General features: G+C 69.2%; 20 protein-coding genes and 1 riboswitch. Of the genes, 12 read left to right on the plus strand and 8 right to left on the minus strand.

Annotated features, from left to right (window positions below; translation table 11 throughout):
* From FFS20_RS07945 to FFS20_RS07960, 4 genes are all read left to right on the plus strand, one after another.
* On the plus strand, nt 1–363 hold a 363-nt coding region (locus FFS20_RS07945; protein ID WP_249356730.1), incomplete at its 5' end, for a LysR substrate-binding domain-containing protein.
* 67 nt (nt 364–430) lie between these two features.
* On the plus strand, nt 431–1,075 hold the full coding sequence (locus FFS20_RS07950; protein ID WP_137825327.1) for an XRE family transcriptional regulator: 645 nt from the start codon (nt 431–433) through the stop codon (nt 1,073–1,075).
* A 4-nt stretch (nt 1,076–1,079) separates the two neighbouring features.
* Entirely contained in the window at nt 1,080–1,682 is a 603-nt protein-coding gene (locus FFS20_RS07955; RefSeq protein ID WP_137825328.1) for a class I SAM-dependent methyltransferase, read from the plus strand.
* Between the two features lie 293 nt (nt 1,683–1,975).
* Nucleotides 1,976–2,140 (plus strand): cytochrome c-type biogenesis protein CcmH, encoded by a 165-nt coding sequence (locus tag FFS20_RS07960; RefSeq protein WP_137825329.1) that lies wholly within the window; start codon nt 1,976–1,978, stop codon nt 2,138–2,140.
* 34 nt (nt 2,141–2,174) lie between these two features.
* On the opposite strand, the gene FFS20_RS18300 is transcribed toward FFS20_RS07960, so the two are convergent.
* A complete protein-coding gene (locus tag FFS20_RS18300; protein WP_349290516.1) occupies nt 2,175–2,630 on the minus strand; it encodes an MFS transporter in 456 nt (151 codons plus the stop codon).
* Complete coding sequence (locus FFS20_RS07965) at nt 2,537–3,559, minus strand: MFS transporter (RefSeq protein WP_249356732.1); 1,023 nt, start codon at nt 3,557–3,559, stop codon at nt 2,537–2,539. Before FFS20_RS07965 ends, FFS20_RS18300 begins: the two co-directional genes overlap by 94 nt.
* Nucleotides 3,560–3,660: 101 nt before the next feature.
* Here FFS20_RS07965 and FFS20_RS07970 point away from each other — a divergent pair, with 101 nt between their 5' ends.
* Nucleotides 3,661–4,068, plus strand: coding sequence for a MarR family transcriptional regulator (locus FFS20_RS07970; RefSeq protein WP_137825330.1), 408 nt, complete (start codon nt 3,661–3,663; stop codon nt 4,066–4,068).
* 163 nt (nt 4,069–4,231) lie between these two features.
* The gene (locus FFS20_RS07975) at nt 4,232–4,552 is read left to right on the plus strand and encodes a putative quinol monooxygenase (protein ID WP_137825331.1); all 321 of its coding nucleotides are present in this window, start codon (nt 4,232–4,234) and stop codon (nt 4,550–4,552) included.
* 10 nt (nt 4,553–4,562) lie between these two features.
* On the opposite strand, the gene FFS20_RS07980 is transcribed toward FFS20_RS07975, so the two are convergent.
* Complete coding sequence (locus FFS20_RS07980) at nt 4,563–4,871, minus strand: biopolymer transporter Tol (RefSeq protein ID WP_137825332.1); 309 nt, start codon at nt 4,869–4,871, stop codon at nt 4,563–4,565.
* 69 nt (nt 4,872–4,940) lie between these two features.
* On the opposite strand from FFS20_RS07980, the gene FFS20_RS07985 reads away from it, so the two are divergent.
* The gene (locus tag FFS20_RS07985) at nt 4,941–5,483 is read left to right on the plus strand and encodes a hypothetical protein (RefSeq protein ID WP_137825333.1); all 543 of its coding nucleotides are present in this window, start codon (nt 4,941–4,943) and stop codon (nt 5,481–5,483) included.
* A gap of 4 nt (nt 5,484–5,487) precedes the next feature.
* Here the strand turns inward: FFS20_RS07985 and FFS20_RS07990 are convergent, their stop codons facing one another.
* The 5 genes from FFS20_RS07990 to FFS20_RS08010 form a co-directional block, all read right to left on the minus strand.
* The gene (locus FFS20_RS07990) at nt 5,488–6,309 is read right to left on the minus strand and encodes an energy-coupling factor transporter transmembrane component T (RefSeq protein WP_249356733.1); all 822 of its coding nucleotides are present in this window, start codon (nt 6,307–6,309) and stop codon (nt 5,488–5,490) included.
* Nucleotides 6,310–6,319: 10 nt separating this feature from the next.
* Nucleotides 6,320–7,822: an ABC transporter ATP-binding protein gene (locus tag FFS20_RS07995; protein WP_137825334.1), complete on the minus strand. Its 1,503-nt coding sequence runs from the start codon at nt 7,820–7,822 to the stop codon at nt 6,320–6,322.
* Entirely contained in the window at nt 7,822–8,451 is a 630-nt protein-coding gene (locus FFS20_RS08000; protein WP_137825335.1) for an ECF transporter S component, read from the minus strand. The genes FFS20_RS07995 and FFS20_RS08000 overlap by 1 nt, the downstream gene beginning before the upstream one ends.
* Nucleotides 8,452–8,476: 25 nt before the next feature.
* Nucleotides 8,477–8,585, minus strand: a riboswitch (TPP riboswitch).
* Nucleotides 8,586–8,665: 80 nt separating this feature from the next.
* Nucleotides 8,666–9,628 carry a universal stress protein gene (locus tag FFS20_RS08005; protein ID WP_137825336.1) on the minus strand — a complete coding sequence of 321 codons (963 nt, stop codon included), beginning with the start codon at nt 9,626–9,628 and terminating at the stop codon, nt 8,666–8,668.
* 186 nt (nt 9,629–9,814) lie between these two features.
* Complete coding sequence (locus tag FFS20_RS08010) at nt 9,815–10,354, minus strand: DUF4916 domain-containing protein (protein ID WP_137825337.1); 540 nt, start codon at nt 10,352–10,354, stop codon at nt 9,815–9,817.
* A gap of 323 nt (nt 10,355–10,677) precedes the next feature.
* Here FFS20_RS08010 and FFS20_RS08015 point away from each other — a divergent pair, with 323 nt between their 5' ends.
* The 5 genes from FFS20_RS08015 to FFS20_RS08035 are packed head-to-tail and all read left to right on the plus strand — an operon-like array spanning nt 10,678 to nt 16,010.
* Nucleotides 10,678–12,174 carry an MmgE/PrpD family protein gene (locus tag FFS20_RS08015; RefSeq protein ID WP_137825338.1) on the plus strand — a complete coding sequence of 499 codons (1,497 nt, stop codon included), beginning with the start codon at nt 10,678–10,680 and terminating at the stop codon, nt 12,172–12,174.
* Nucleotides 12,174–13,079: a methylisocitrate lyase gene (prpB, locus tag FFS20_RS08020; RefSeq protein ID WP_137825339.1), complete on the plus strand. Its 906-nt coding sequence runs from the start codon at nt 12,174–12,176 to the stop codon at nt 13,077–13,079. The genes FFS20_RS08015 and prpB overlap by 1 nt, the downstream gene beginning before the upstream one ends.
* The gene (locus FFS20_RS08025; RefSeq protein WP_137825340.1) at nt 13,076–14,197 is read left to right on the plus strand and encodes a bifunctional 2-methylcitrate synthase/citrate synthase; all 1,122 of its coding nucleotides are present in this window, start codon (nt 13,076–13,078) and stop codon (nt 14,195–14,197) included. The genes prpB and FFS20_RS08025 overlap by 4 nt, the downstream gene beginning before the upstream one ends.
* 2 nt (nt 14,198–14,199) lie before the next feature.
* Nucleotides 14,200–14,988, plus strand: coding sequence for an enoyl-CoA hydratase/isomerase family protein (locus FFS20_RS08030; RefSeq protein ID WP_137825341.1), 789 nt, complete (start codon nt 14,200–14,202; stop codon nt 14,986–14,988).
* 56 nt (nt 14,989–15,044) lie between these two features.
* Nucleotides 15,045–16,010, plus strand: coding sequence for a Ppx/GppA phosphatase family protein (locus FFS20_RS08035; RefSeq protein ID WP_137825342.1), 966 nt, complete (start codon nt 15,045–15,047; stop codon nt 16,008–16,010).
* Nucleotides 16,011–16,210: the final 200 nt, after the last annotated feature.

A 16,210-nucleotide genomic window follows, 5' to 3' on the forward strand; every position in this document is an offset into this window, starting at 1 on the left:
GGGCTCGGAGATGGTTATAAGCGACAGCCGCTGCCGTCACCGGGCGAGCTCGCCGAGGCGGACTGGATCCTGCCGCCGGCGACCGATCTCTTCGGTCGGGCGATGCGGCTGGCCACCTCGGCGATGGGGATTCAGGCGAAGGAGAGCCACATCGTCACCGACACCGCCGTCGCCCTCGCGCTCGCCGGCACCGGACTCGGCCTCACGCTCGCGACCCCGATCATGATGTCCCTCGGCGGACCGGGCGTCGATCTCCACCCCGTCACCGGGGCCGGCGGTCGGGACATCATCGTCCTCACCGTCCCCGCCCCGAGTGCGCCGGTGGCCGCCGTCGCCGAGGTGGTCGCCGAGGTCTTCGCATGAGCGGGCGGGAGTGATCGCGCCGCGCAACGGGCGGGCCGCTGCCGGGTGACCGCTACAGTGAGGAGCCATGGACAGTTCTCCCCGCGACCCGCACGGCAGAATCGATGTGCACGGCGCCGGCGGCTCGTCTCACGGCACCGACGGTGACGCGCTCGACCCCTTGCTCGAAGCGATCGGCCCGCGGCTGCGGGAGACCCGGACCGCGCGGGGACTGACCCTCGCCGAGGTGGCCGAGCAGATGGGTGCGTCCGTGAGCACGCTCTCCCGCCTCGAATCGGGACGGCGGCGGCCCACCCTCGACCTGCTCATCGCGCTCGCCCGCATCTATCGGGTCGCCCTCGACGACCTCGTCGGAGCGCCGTCGACGGGCGACCCGCGGATCCGCCCGACGCCGATCCGCGCCCACGGGATGGTGTTCCTGCCATTGACCAATCGGAACGCGCCGGTCGAGGCTGTCAAGATCGTCCTGCCCGGGCACCGGCCGGGGGAGCCGATCACGCAGCGAGCGCACGGCGGGTACGAATGGCTCTACGTGCTCAGCGGAACCGTCGACCTCAGACTCGGGGCCACGGTGACCACTCTGGCCACGGGGGAGGCCGCCGAATTCGACACCCGGGAACCGCATGGGATCGCCAGCGCGACCACCTCGGCGGCGGAGGTGCTCGCCCTCTTCTCTGCCGAAGGAGAGCGCATCCACGTGGGCCTACACTGAGCCCATGAGCTTCGACCACCAGTGGAACCGCATCCGCGCGAACAACCCCGACCATTCGGCGAACTACGCCCAGCGCTGGCGCAATCTCGTCGACGCCGGCCATGACATCGGGGGAGAGGCGCGCTTCGTCGATGCGATGGCACCCCGCGGCGGGCGCATCCTCGATGCCGGGTGCGGCACCGGTCGTGTCGGCGGTCTGCTCCTCGGCGCCGGGCACACGGTCTACGGCGTCGACCTCGACGAGTTCCTCATCGCTGTCGCCGAGGAGGACTTCCCGAGCGGCGAGTGGCACACCGGCGACCTCGCCGACTTCGACTTCGCGGCCGCCGGGATCACGGACATCGACGTCACTGTGTGCGCCGGCAACGTGCTCGCCTTCCTCGACCCGGCATCGCGGCGCCAGACTCTCGCCAACATCAAGTCGACGCTCAAGCACGGCGGGCGCTTCGTCGCCGGGTTCGGGGCCGGACGCGGCTACGACTTCGCCGACTTCGTCGCCGACATCGAGTCGACGGGCATGATCGTCAGCCTCAAGCTCTCGACGTGGGAGATCCACCCCTTCGAGCCCGACAGCGGCTTCCTCGTGCTCATCGCCGAGCGCCCATAGGTTTCGGTGCTGGATTCTGCACCATTGCCGGACCGCGTGTCGGCCTGCTGCTCCGCGATCGCTCGACGCGCTCTGCGCGACTGAGCGCCCCAGCGAGGTGGATTCCGCTCGATTCTTCGGCGCTTCTCGAATCGGATCCACCTCGCGGGGAAGCACACCGCTGTGCGCTAGCGCCAGTCTCGGCCACTGCGCTTCGCTGATGCTGTGTCGTCAACCGTCGAGCCGCCTCCGTACCCCGGCGTGTTGACCACAGGCGACGTTGCTCGATAGCGTCGACGAGGAGAGGAGAATCCATGACCCGAGTGCTGATGGTGATCTTGCCGGTGCTGGCCGGTCTGTGCTTCGTCCCCGCGATAGTGCCGGCCGGTTCCGGGTTTGCGCTCTGGCTGTGGGCTCTGGGCTTCCTTCTGCTCATCGCCGCCCTCGTCATCGCCGTTCGGCGCGCCCGGCGCGACTGAGCGCGGCTGGCCCAAATCCGGGTCTGACAGGGCCTCATTCTCTGTGCTGCCGCCTCAGAGCCGCGCGACCGGGAACGGCGAACGCGACGATGAGACCGAGGACGATGATCGCTGCGATCCCTGTCATCGCGACCGTGAGCGTCGGCCCTGCTGCTGCGGTCGTGAGGTTGATGAGCACGGCGAGTCCGATGGCCCCGCCGATCTGCTGACCGGCCGTCGCGACGCCTCCGGCGTATCCCTGCCCTGACTCGTCGATGCCCGTCGTCGCGGTCGCGAACATCGTCGTGAACACGACACCCTGGCCGAGGCTGAACAGCAGGGCGAGGCCGAACACCAGCGGCCACGGCGAACCGTCGTCGACGAGCGCGGCGAAGCCGGCGACCCCGAACAGCCCGATCACCTGCCCCGTGACCATCGTGGTCCGCAGGCCGGTCCGGGTCGCGAGGCGACCGCCGAGAGTCGTTCCGACGAGCACGCCCACGCAGGGCACGACGAAGGCGAGTCCCGTGGCGAGGGGGGGGTGAGGCCGCGCGTGTCCTGGAAGTAGAGCGTGAGGAAGTATGCGGTCGCTCCGAAGCCGGCCATGAAGAGGAACGTCGACGCAGTGCCGGCGGCCAGGGGCCGGTGGCGGAATTTCGCCGGATCGAGCAGGGGCTGCGCGGTTCGGCGCTCAACGATGAGCAGGGTGATGAGTCCGAGGAAGCCGGCACCGAGGCAGCTGAGCGTCGGTGCCGTCGCCCATCCGTCCTCGGCGGCGAAGGTGAGTCCCATGACGATGAGGATCGCCGAGGCGGTCGTGAGGATCGCCCCGGGAACGTCGAGTCGCCGCAGGCTCGGGTGGCCGGTATCGGACGGCACCGCGCGCACAGCGAGGACGACGATGACGAGGATGAGCGGAATGTTGATCGCGAACACCGACCGCCACCCCCAGGCGTCGGTGAGCACCCCGCCGAGGATGGATCCGAGGACCATTCCGGTCGACCCGGCGGCTCCCCAGATGCCCAGGGCGCGGTTGCGGTCCGACCCCTCACGGAAGCCGACGGTGAGCAGTGCGAGGGTCGAGGGAGCCAGTGCCGCACCCCCGAGTCCCTGGATGCCGCGTCCTGCGATGAGCATCCATTCGGCGACGGCGAATGTCCCCAGCAGGGAGCCGAGCGCGAAGAGTGTCAGCCCCGTGAAGAACATCCGCCTGCGGCCGAGGGCATCGGTGAGCCTGCCGCAGAGCAGGAGGAACCCGCCGAAGGCGATGGCATAGGCGCTGACGACCCATTGGAGCGTCGGCGCGGAGAATCCCAGAGACGCGATCTCGGGCAGGGCGACGAAGACGATGTTGTAATCGAGGCCGATGAGCAGCTGGGCGAGACCGAGAGCGGCGAGCAGGCTCGTCCTCGAGCGTGCGGGGGCGTGCGTCGTGGGCATTGGCAACCTCCATATAATCCGAGTTCGGATAATACGAAGTCTAAACACATAGTCCGAGTTTTGACTATATGAATTCGGATGAATTCTGCTATGATCGCCCCATGAGCGGAACCGAGAGCGATGTCGAACTCTGCGGCCTCGTGGCGCGCCTCAACCAGCGCCTCGATTCGCACATCCGCCGCGTCGCCGACACCCTGGGGATCACGGCCTCCCAGGCGATCGCGCTGCGCGAGCTGGGGGAGCCGATGCGCCTGACCGAGCTCGCCGAGCACATGAGCTGCGAGACCTCGAACGCGGGATACGTCGTCGATCGCATGGAGGACCAGGGGCTCGTCGAACGCCGGCCGCACCCCAGCGACCGACGGGCGAAGCTCCTCTCGCTCACCCCAGCAGGTCAGCGGTGCCGGGCCAATGTCCTCGACGCCCTGTCGGACCAGGCACCCGTCGACGCGCTCACCACCGAAGAGCGCGACAGCCTCGTCGCATTGCTGCGCCGCGCGACGGCCTGACCGCCGGCGCGGTGCCCCGCGCGACTGAGCCCACCCCGATGAGCGCTCGGACTCGTCAAACCTCTGTGATCGTGATTGGGTGGAGACATGGCCGACCGGCCCAGGCGACCGTGCCTGAGACCCGGTGCGGTCGGACCACCGTCACCACGCGCAGAGGAGAATCATGATCTTCATCGTCGTCAAGTTCGACGTCAAGCCCGAGAACGCGGAGTCCTTCCCCGAGGTGGTGCGCGACTTCACCGAGGCGACCCGCGCCGAACCCGGCAACCTCTGGTTCGAATGGTCGCGCAGCCTCGAGAAGCCCAACGAGTACGTTCTGCTCGAAGCGTTCACCGACGACGGTGCCGAGCCGCATGTCAACAGCGATCACTTCGCCGCCGGGCTCGAATCGATGCGCCCGCTGCTCGCCTCGACGCCGAAGATCGTCTCCCGCAAACTCGACGGCGACGGCTGGGACGAGATGGGCGAACTCGTCATCGACTGACGAGGTCAGCTCAGCGATCGAGTTCGCTCAGCGCCTCCTCGGCGCGGGCGAGCCGGTCGGCACGCGGCATCTCCCACCACTTCTCGCCCCGCTCGCCGAGGCCCCGCTTGGCGACGCCGACGCGCTCTCGAGCCGCCCGCAGGGCTGTGTCGTCGGCTGCCGTCTTCGCCGACCGCACCGCGTTGCGGGCCCGCCCGAGGTGGCTCTTCAGCTGCTCGACGAGAGCGTCGGGAAGTGCGGGATCGGTGCGCCGCCACCGTCGTCCGCGCACGACGAGCCACTTCTCGTCCTCGGTGTACCCATCCGCATCCGTCACGATCGCAGTCTAAGCCGCGCAGTCTGTGCCGCTCGGCCGAATCAGCGCGCCCTGGCTGGCTACACTGACACCATGGTGACGCGAGCACAGAACATCGAGTCCATCGAGAAGGCCCTCGGCGAGCCCTGGGCGCAGACCCGTCAGCGGCTTGAAAAGGCCGGGGGCAAGGACGCGAGCCACAAGGAACTCGCCGATGCGCTCTACCCGCAGTTCGACGGCGTCGTCGACAACCACGGCTGGTGGGTCCAGGGTGCCGTCGTCGCCTACGAGCAGGAGATCGGCCGACGGATTCCCGGTCAGCGCGCCGACGGCACCTTCGACGTCGCCGTCTCCCGCACCGTGACCGGACAGCGCGGAGACGTCATCGACCGCTTCGCCGCCCTCGTCGACGGCTCACTGGGCGGGGTCGCCCTTGACGGTGAACCCCGCCCGTCGACGACGGCGAAGCGCTCGTTCTGGCGCGCCGACCTCGCTGACGGGACGAAGATCGAAGCAGCCGCCGAACCGAAGGACGACGCGCGCACGCGCCTCACCCTCACCGCCTCGAAGCTGCCGAGCGCCGAGTCGCTCGAGGAGTGGCGGGCACACCTCAAGGACCTCATCGCCGAGGTCTGAGACCTCAGCCTGGAATGATCGGGTTCCACGTCCCGAGCACCAGCGCCGAGGCGACCGCGACGACTGCGACGACGACGGCGAGGACGAGGACGACCGCATCAGCGGTGCCGAACGTCGAGCGCCTGCGCCACGTCCTGCCCGGCCGCCCGAACGCCCGTCCCTCCATCGCCATCGCCAGGGTCGTGCCACGGCGGATCGATTGGACGAGGAGGACGAAGATGCCTGCGAAGAGACTGCGGGTGCGCCGCAGGATCGACCCGCCGGCGAGTCCTCTGGCCCGTCTGGCCATCGACAGGGTCTGCCATTCGAGGACGAGGAGGCCGAGGAGGCGACTGGCCGCGAGGATCGAGATGACGACGGTCTCGGGCAGGCGCAGGTGCTGGACGAGGGCATCCGAGAGGTCCCTGGGATCGATCGCCGAGGCGAGGACGACGAGCGGGATCGCCAGTGCCAGGGCGCGCACGAAGATCGCCGCAGCCGACTCCAACGACCCGGTCGTCATGAGGATCGGACCGACGTCGACGACGGTGGCTCCCGTCTTCTCGGCGAGGATCGCCGTGCCCCATGCGGCGAGGAGCGCCCCGACTGGCAGGAACCACAGCCGTGTGAGCGCCGCCTTGAGGTCGAGCCCGGTCAGCGGCAGGGCGAGGAGTGAGAACCCGAGGATGATCCCCGCGGAGACGACGTCGATGCTCAGCAGCGCTCCGACCATGAGGATGAGTGCGACGGCGATCTTCGTCAGCGGGTTGCAGCGCACGAGCGCCGTGCGGCGCACCACGGGGATGAGCTGACCCGGATCCTCGACGGTGACGCGCTCACGGGTCATTGCTGCACTCTCACTCAACGCGCTCACCCCGCAGAGTCTGGGCCGCCGTGCCGAGCGTGAAGCGGCGGGCCCCGATCGCGTCGAGGAAGTCGAGGTCGTGGCTGACGGCGACGACAGCGCTGCCGTGGTCGAGGACGTCGAGGAACAGGGCGACGAGTCCCGCCCACGTCAGCGCGTCCTGCCCGAACGTCGGCTCATCGACGATGAGGACCTGGGGGCGCGGAGCGATCATCGCCGCCACCGACAGGCGACGCTTCTCCCCGCCGGAGAGACCCTGCGGGTGGGCGTCGGCGATGTCGGCCAGTCCCAGGGTCTCGAGCAGCTCGGTTACCCGAGCGTCGACCTCGGCCGTCGACCAGCCGGCCAGTCGCGGACCGAGGGCGAGCTCATCGGCGACGCTGGACTTGAGGAACTGATGCTCGGGTTCCTGGAAGACCATGCCGATGCGCGGGGCGAGGAACTTCGAGGGCCACGTGAACGGCCGTGCCTCCTTCGCCCCGGCGGCAAGCGGCCCCGCCGCACGCACCACGCCGGAGAACTCGGGGATGAGGCCGGCCAGGGTCAGTGCCGTCGTCGACTTCCCGGCCCCGTTGGCGCCGACGATGCCGAGCGCCTCGCCCGCCCGCACCTCGAGGTCGAGATCGGTCGCCGCGGGCACGGTCGCCCGTGGTCGGGCGACGCTCAGGCGCTCACCGACGAGCACCGGGGACCCGAGCCGGTCCTGTGCTCCGGTTCGCGCGGGCACCGTCCAGCGGTCGGTCGCGGTGGGGGACCCGGATTCGGGCAGCCAGATCCCGGTGGCCTTGAGCACCTCGGTGAGTGCCGGATCACCGAAGACCTCATCAGGGGTGCCGTGGGCGACGATGCCGGCGCGGCCGAGGACGATGACGGTGTCGACGTCGTCGCTCCACAGGCCCACCCGGTGCTCGACGACGATCATCGTCGCCGCAGTGGACTCCTGGACCGTGAGCACGGCATCGCGGACGGCCCTCGCCGAGACGGGGTCGATGTTGGCCGTCGGCTCGTCGAGGACGATGACCTCGGGTGCCATCGCATGGATCCCGGCGAGCGCGAGCCGCTGCTTCTGGCCCCCGGACAGTGCCGCCGTGGGGTGGGACTGGGGAAGGTCGAGGCCCATGGCGGCCAGGGAGGCGTCGATCCGCGCGTCGACCACCTCGGCGGGCAGACCGAGGTTCTCCATTCCGAACGCGACATCGTCACCGATGCGGGAGAAGATCACCTGCGAATTCGGGTCCTGGAGGACGAGCCCGGTGACACCTCGGCGGGGGTCGGGCGCGGCCTCGCCGACGAGGAACTCACCGCCTGACTCCCCGGCCTCGGTGGGCAGGACCCCGGCGATCGCATGGAGGAGCGTCGACTTCCCCGCCCCCGACGGGCCCAGGAGGAGAACCTTCTCACCTGGGGCGATGTCGAGGTCGACGGGGCCGACGGCGAGGCTGTCCCGATCGGCGTGCCGCCACGAGTATCCGTGGGCGCGGATCGGCAGGCCCATCAGCGCACGCGGCCGGAGGCGAAGGAGCTCAGCGCCCCGGTCTTGGCGATCGCGCGGTAGGCGTACCAGGCGCCGATGCCGGAGATGACGACGCCGGAGATCATCGCGCACACCGCGTAGGCGAGCTGGAAGTCGAACTGCCACTCGGCGTTGTAGAGGATGTTCTCGCTCACGGCCATGAACGCCGCGGCGACGAGTCCGGACAGCGCGGTCACCCACAGGGTGAACTTCCGGTAGCCGAAGGCGGCGAAGACGAGTTCGGCACCGAGGCCCTGGAGGAAGCCCGAGAGCAGCACCGTCGCCCCGAAGTGGGAGCCGAGGACGCCTTCGACGGCGGCGGCGAGGAGTTCGCACAGCAGCGCGGCCCCGGGTTTGCGGATGATCGCCCCGGCGAGCGGTCCGGCGAGCACCCAGAGGCCGGCGATGAGGCCGATCGAGGGCGGGAACGCCTGGAAGGCGAGTTCGATGCCCTTCCAGCTGGCGGCGAGCACCCAGAAGATCAGGCCCACGGCGATGCCGAGGACCGCGGTGACGACGTAGTCGACGACCCGCCACTTCTTCGTCGGCGGGGCCTGGGTGAATGCCGGTGCCGTCGTCGAGCGGGAACCGGGCGTGGTGGTGTTCGGCATAGCGCCTCCTCGTGTCTCAAGGAGGGGTAGAAGAGTCTCGACTTCCTTCGGCGGTGCTAGCCGCATCAGGTTCGAGGGTCTGCAGCGTCATCTGCACTCTCAGCGCCCTTGGCGGCGCTCCCCTGTCGTGTGCGCTCCACTGTACAACACCTGACGATCCCCGGCACCGCGCGTCTGCGGGGCCGGGGATCGTCAGGTGCGGTGGGGGAGGGACTCAGGCCGGGACGACCATGACCGGGCCTTCGGCATGGTGGAGGACCCCGCGGGAGACCGATCCGAGCAGAGCGGACTTCACGGCTCCGCGACCCCGAGTGCCGAGGACGGTCAGCTGCGCGGTCTTCGTCGCCGCCGACAGCAGCACTGCGGCATCGCCGATGAGCGCCGAGGTGGACACCTGGAGTCCGGGGAACTGGCTGCGCAGCTCTTCGGCGTCCTTGTCGAGTTCGGCTTCGATCTGCCGCTGCCGGCGATCGGCGACGTCACCGCCGAGTTCGAGCTCCGGGTACCAGTAGAGCCATTCCTCCCCGGACGGCAGCACTGTGACGATCTCCAGATCGGCGTTGCGCGAAGCGGCCGCCTCGGCGGCGGTGAACATCGCGATCCGCGCGCCCTCGGACCCGTCGACGGCGACGACGACCGGGCCGCTCGTGTCCCCGCGGTGCGCCGAATGGCGGGGGACGACGATCGTCGGGCAGTGGGCGTGCGGTGGCAGGGCCGTCGAGACCGACCCGAGCATGCGGCCCATGAAGCCGCCGCGTCCGCGGGCGCCGACGATGATGACATCGGCGTTGGCGCTGAGGTTGACGAGGACACCGGCGGCGTCACCGGATTCGACGGCGTACGTCACCGGACCGGGATGGTCGGCAAGGAGTTCGGCCGCCTCGGCGAGCGTCTTCTCCGCTGCCCGCATCGCGGCTTCGTCCTCGGGCTCGGACGGGATCGAGGCCATGTTCGGGTAGATCATCAGGGGCATCGTGAAGGCCGTGACGACGGTGAGGGGAACACCGCGGTGCAGCGCCTCGGCGGCGCCGTAGCGCAGGGCAAGGGCTGCGAGCTCGGATCCGTCGAAGCCGACGAGGACGCCGAGGTTGTCGGTGAGTCCGGACTCGGAGGCGCGGGTGTCGGTCGGTCGGGCCTCGGCCGGGTTCGCGGCGGACGAGCGGGAGTCAGCAGTCATGGCAGTCCTTCCATCGGGGCCTGACCAACCCTGACGGGGACGACGGCCCCGAAAACCGTGTGCCGTCCTCGTCGCCCTCAGTGTACCCAAGTGTTTTCTACGCCGTGTAGAAGACCGCGAGGCGGACGGATTCCTCTCGCGTGCGGCGCGTGCCCGCGTCCGGGGTGACGCCGGGGGAGGGGTGCCTCAGACGGCGAAGCCGAGGTAGCTCAGGGCCGAGCGGATGATGTGCTCCTGGCCGTGGGAGAGCTCGGCGACGATGTCGGAGCGCAGCGCCTCGGCGGGGGTGAGCCAGTCGAGGCTGAGCGCATCGGCGCGCGGGGTGCACTCGCCGCGGACCTCCATGACGAAGCACATCGAGATCGCGTGCTGACGCGGGTCGTGGAGGAGCGAGGTGCCCTCGGTGGGGAAGTACTCGGCGATATGGAACGGGGCGATGGCCGGCGGGACGACGGGCAGCGCCATCGGGCCGAGGTCGTTCTCGGCATGACGGAGCAGGGCCTGGCGGATGCTCTCGTGGTAGCGGATGCGTCCGCCGACGACCTCGCGGCCCAGGGTGCCGTCGTCGAGGCGGCGCAGCAGGAGGCCGATCTGCTCGACGTCTCCGGCCTCGCCGACGCGGACCGGAATGGCATTGACATAGGGGATGGGGAGACGGCGGCGAAGCTGGGCGAACTCGTTGTCGTCGAACCAGTTCTCGTCGAAGTCGAGGGCAGTGCGGGTCATATCCCGATTGTGTCACAGTTCACCTCGCCCGGCGGCGGTCGCGGGCCTGCTCCGGCGGTGGTCGAAGGCCTGCTCGGGCAGCGTCGTCACCACTGGGTCGGACCTCCCGGCACAGCCCGCCCACCTCGGCGTTCGCCTGCCGGGTCACCCGGGGTGGTGTCGGGCGTCACCGCTCGGGTAAAGTATCTTGATGTCAAGATAAAACTCTGGCCGGGCCCGCGGACGCAGCAGTGACGTGGCCTACAGTTGAGACAACCACTCCCCAGGCCTGCAGCGGTCGCGACATGGCCAGCGGCGGTCAAGGACGATTGAAGGGATTGCTCATGATTGATCATGAAGTCCGTACCCACAAGAGCTCAGAGAACCTGGCTCGTGAAGACCAGCTCGCCTGGAAGATCGCAGAAGTCGCCTCCGACACCACCCCGGTCGATGCCGACGTCACCGAGATGGTCATCAACCGCGTCATCGACAACGCCGCCGTCGCCGCCGCCTCGGTGAACCGCTCGGCTCCCACCCACGCCCGCGAACAGGCGCAGGCGCACCCGCTGCGCCCCGGCGCCACGATCTTCGGTCTGCCGCTGGGCGACCGCTTCTCCCCGGAATGGGCGGCCTGGGCCAACGGCGTGGCCGTGCGCGAACTCGACTTCCACGACACCTTCCTCGCCGCCGAGTACTCCCACCCCGGCGACAACATCCCGCCGGTCCTCGCCGTCGCCCAGCACATGGGCATCGCCGGTCCCGACCTCATAGGCGGCATCGCCACCGGCTATGAGATCCAGGTCGACCTCGTCAAGGGCATGAGCCTGCACGAGCACAAGATCGACCACGTCGCCCACCTCGGGCCCTCGGCGGCCGCCGGCATCGGCGCGATGCTCCACCTGCCCACCGAGGTGACCTTCCAGGCGATCCAGCAGGCCCTGCACGTGACGACGGCGACCCGCCAGTCGCGCAAGGGCGAGATCTCCTCGTGGAAGGCCCACGCTCCGGCGTTCGCCGGCAAGATGGCCGTCGAAGCCATCGACCGCGCGATGCGCGGCGAGGGTGCGCCCAACCCCATCTACGAAGGCGAGGACGGCTTCATCGCCTGGATCCTCTCCGGCCCCGAGGCCCGCTACACGATCCCGCTGCCGGCCAAGGGCGAGGCCAAGCGCGCGATCCTCGACACGTACACGAAGGAGCACTCCGCCGAATACCAGGCGCAGGCGCTCATTGACCTCGCGCGCAAGCTCGGCGGGGAGATCGAGGATCTCACGAAGATCAAGCGGATCGTCATCCACACCTCCCACCACACCCACAACGTCATCGGCACCGGCGCCAACGATCCGCAGAAGATGGATCCGCAGGCCAGCCGTGAGACCCTCGACCACTCGATCATGTACATCTTCGCCGTCGCGCTCGAGGACCGCGGCTGGCACCACGAGGACTCCTACACGCCTGAGCGCGCCGCGCGCCCGGAGACGGTGAAGCTCTGGCACAAGATCGAGACGACCGAGGATCCCGAGTGGACCCGCCGCTACCACTCGACGGATCCGAACGAGAAGGCCTTCGGCGGTCGCGTGGAGATCGAGTTCGAGGACGGCTCGACGCTGACCGACGAGATCGCCGTCGCCGACGCGCACCCGCTCGGCGCCCGCCCGTTCGTCCGTGAGAACTACGTCGAGAAGTTCCGCACCCTCTCCGAGGGCATCCTCACCGACACCGAGCAGACCCGCTTCCTCGACCTCGCCGAGAACCTCGAGAACCTCGACGCCGCCGGCGTCGGACAGCTGAGCTTCACCGTCGAGGGCCTCACCCACAGCGGATCGAAGGGAATCTTCTGATGCTCGGCGCCACCGCCACTCCGGCCGAGCGCCGGAAGCAGTTCCGCGACCTCCTCGCCGGCAGCGAGATCGTCCAGTTCCCCGGCGCGATCAACCCGCTCAACGCCCAGATCATCGAGCAGACCGGGTTCGAGGGCGTCTACATCTCCGGGGGTGCGTTCTCCGCGGCGATGGGACTGCCCGACATCGGACTGACCACACTCACCGAGGTGGCCGACCACGGTCGGGCGATCGCGCGGGTGACGAACCTGCCGACGTTCATCGACGCCGACACCGGGTGGGGCGAGGCAATGAACGTCGCCCGCACCGTCCAGGAGTTCGAGGACGCCGGCCTCTCCGGCATGCATCTCGAGGATCAGGTCAACCCGAAGCGGTGCGGCCACCTCGACGGCAAGGAGGTCGTCACCACGGCCGAGATGAACCAGCGCATCGCCGCCGCGGTCCGGGGCCGCCGGGACGAGAACTTCGTCATCTGCGCCCGCACCGACTCCCGCGCCGGCGAGGGACTCGACCGGGCGATCGACCGGGCGAAGGCCTACGCCGATGCCGGCGCCGACATGATCTTCCCCGAGGCCATGCGGGACCTCAGCGAATTCGAGCGCTTCGCCGCGAGCGTCGACGTGCCGATCCTGGCGAACATGACGGAGTTCGGCAAGAGCGAGCTCTTCACGACCCAGCAGCTCGCCGACGTCGGGGTGAAGATGGTGATCTACCCGGTCACGACCCTGCGTCTGGCCATGGGTGCGATCAAGTCGGGGCTGCAGACGATTCGGGACGAGGGGACTCAGGTCAGCCTCGTCGAGCGGATGCAGACCCGCGCGGACCTCTACGACACCATCGACTACGCCGCGTACAACGAATTCGACTCGGCCGTATTCAACTTCTCACAGGAGGGTCACCAGTGACCGAAGAAATCAAGAAGGGACTCGCCGGCGTCGTCGTCGACACCACCGCGGTCTCGAAGGTAGTCCAGGAAACGAACTCGCTCACCTACCGGGGCTACCCGGTGCAGGAGCTGGCGGCCAAGCGCAACTTCGAGGATGTCGCCTACCTGATCTGGAACGGCGAACTGCCCACCGAGGAGCAGCTGGCGGAGTTCAAGGCCCGCGAGCACGCCCAGCGTGAGATCTCGCCCGAGCTCGTCGACATCATCCTCGGCCTGCCCAAGGACGCCCACCCCATGCACGTCGTCCAGACCGCGGTCGCCTACCTCGGCGCCGTCGACCCGGACGCGGACTCGGAGGGGGAAGAAGCCAATCTCGCGAAGGCCGAGCGCCTCTACGCGCAGCTGCCGACGATCGTCGCGATCGACCACCGGCGCCGGCACGGCCTCGACCCGGTCGCCCCGACCACTGACCTCGACTATGCCGCGAACTTCTTCAAGATGGTCTTCGACGAGATGCCCGCCGAGGAGGTCGTGCGCAGCTTCGACATCTCGATGATCCTCTACGCCGAGCACTCGTTCAACGCCTCGACGTTCACCGCCCGCGTCATCACCTCGACGACCTCCGACCTCTACTCCGCGGTCGCCGGAGCCGTCGGGGCGCTCAAGGGACCGCTGCACGGCGGGGCGAACGAAGCGGTCATGGCGATGCTCGAAGAGGTCGGCTCCGCCGACCGGGCGTCGGCGTGGATCGACGATGCGCTGGCGCGCAAGGCGAAGATCATGGGCTTCGGCCACCGCGTCTACAAGAACGGCGACTCGCGCGTGCCGACGATGCGCAAGGCGTTCGAGGAGATGGCGGCGGTCAAGGGCGCGAACGATCTGCTCGACCTCTACAACACGTTCGAAGAGGACTTCGTCTCCCGCAAGGGCATCTACCCCAACCTCGACTACCCCTCGGGGCCGGCGTACCACCTCATGGGCTTCGACACCGATCAGTTCACGCCGATCTTCGTCATGTCCCGCATCACCGGGTGGACGGCGCACATCCTCGAGCAGCAGGCGAACAACGCCCTCATCCGTCCGCTGAGCGCGTACGACGGCGAGCCGCAGCGCGAAGTCCCCGACGCCAGGGGCTGAGCATGAGCGCGGACGAGCCCTATCGTCCGACCGCACTCGAGGGTTTCGACTTCACCGTCACCGGTGGGGTCGGAACCCTCGTTCTGACTCGGACGGACAAGCGCAATGCGCTCTCGCGCGCGATGTGGCGGGCCCTGCCGGAGATCATCGCCGGGGTCGACGCCGATGACTCGATCGGCGCGCTCATCATCACCGGCGCCGGTGGTCACTTCTCCGCGGGCTCCGACATCGCCGACCTCGACGTGCCCATCGCCGATTTCTGGCAGCTCAACTCCGCCGCCGAAGCGGCGGTGGCGGGCTCCCGGACCGTGACGATCGCGGCGATCGAAGGCAACTGCGTGGGCGGGGGCACGGAGATCGCCGCGGCCTGCGACATCCGCATCGCCGCCCCCGGGTCGAAGTACGGGGTGACCGCGGCCAAGCTCGGCCTCGTCTACCCGCCCGGCCCCACCGAGAGTCTCGCCCGGGTCCTCGGGGACGCGTGGGCCAGGTATCTGCTGCTCACCGCCTCGATCGTCGACTTCGACCAGATGCACCGGCTCGGGTTCTTCCATGAGGTCGCCGAGGCGCCGCTGCGTGCCGCACAGGCGCTGGGGGAGCGGGTCGCCGGTCTCTCCCGGCTCAGTCAGCTCGGGGCGAAGTCCGTCCTCGGCGGCACGCTCTCCGACGACGTCGCGCCGCCTCGGTGGCTCGATGAGGCGTACCGGGCGGAGATCGCGCGCGGACAGGAGGCGTTCTTCGCCAAGCGGACACCCGAGTTCGGGTTCGGCGTCGGCGACTGGCAGGACTGAGGGCGCAGCCGCCGCGGGAGGTCAGTGCAGGCTGATCTGCGGGATACACTGAGCCAATGCGCCTCGCAGTCCTCGATATCGGTTCCAACAGCGTCCACCTCCTCGTCGTCGACGCTCATGTCGGGGCACCCCCGCTGCCGGCGACCTCGCACAAGGAGGTCCTGCGGCTCGCCGAATACCTCCGGCCCGACGGGTCGATCGACGAGGCCGGTCAGCAGCGGCTGCGGGACTTCGTCGCCGAGGCGGTCGAGATCGCCGAGGATCAGGGGGCCGAGCAGATCCTCGCGTTCGCCACCTCGGCGGTCCGCGACGCCCCCAACGGGGAGGCGCTCATCGCCTCGATCAGCGACCAGCTCGGGGTCACCCTCAACGTCATGTCCGGCAGGGACGAGGCACGCGTGACGTTCCTCGCCGCCCGCCGCTGGTTCGGGTGGTCGGCCGGCAAGATCCTCCTCCTCGACATCGGCGGCGGTTCGCTCGAGATCGCGGCCGGTCAGGACGAGTACCCGCAGGCGGCCGTGTCCGTGCCGCTCGGCGCCGGACGCACGTACGCCGACTTCATCCCCGACCCGATCCCGACGCCCGAGGACATCCACCGGCTGCGGAAGTACGCGCGCTCCCAGATCGGCCGGATCGCCGGAGACATCAACCGCGTCGGCACCCCCGACCACGTCGTCGGGTCCTCGAAGACGTTCCGCTCGCTCGCCCGGATCGCCGGCGCGGCCCCGAGCGGCGACGGCATCTACGTGCCCCGCAAGCTCTTCCGCCGCGACCTGCCCGGCATCATCGACACCCTCTCCAGCCGCACCCCCGAGCAGCGGGCGACGCTGCCCGGCGTCTCCGAGGCCCGTGCCGGCCAGGTGCTCGCCGGGGCCATCGTCGCCGAGGCGGCCTTCACGATCTTCGACGTCTCCGTCATGAGCATCTCCCCGTGGGCGCTGCGCGAGGGCATCATCATGCGCAAACTCGACTTGCTGGATTCGGCGGAGGCCACCTCGGCGATGCGCGCAGCCGCGGATTAGGTCACGGTTCGACTCCGGCTTTCGACAATGGCCGGAATCACCCTCTCTGCGGTTCCCATTTGTCTCCGCCGCCTGCTAGCTTGAGATTACCGGCCGGTCACCTCGGCCGTATCTCGAACGGGGCCTCGCGCCCCGAATCCTGGAGGCAAGACGGCAATGCGAAACGGCGAGCTATCCCCCTCGTTCCGTGAAGAGTCCCT

The organism is Brevibacterium sp. 2SA (assembly GCF_005502845.1).
Classification (GTDB): Bacteria; Actinomycetota; Actinomycetes; order Actinomycetales; family Brevibacteriaceae; genus Brevibacterium.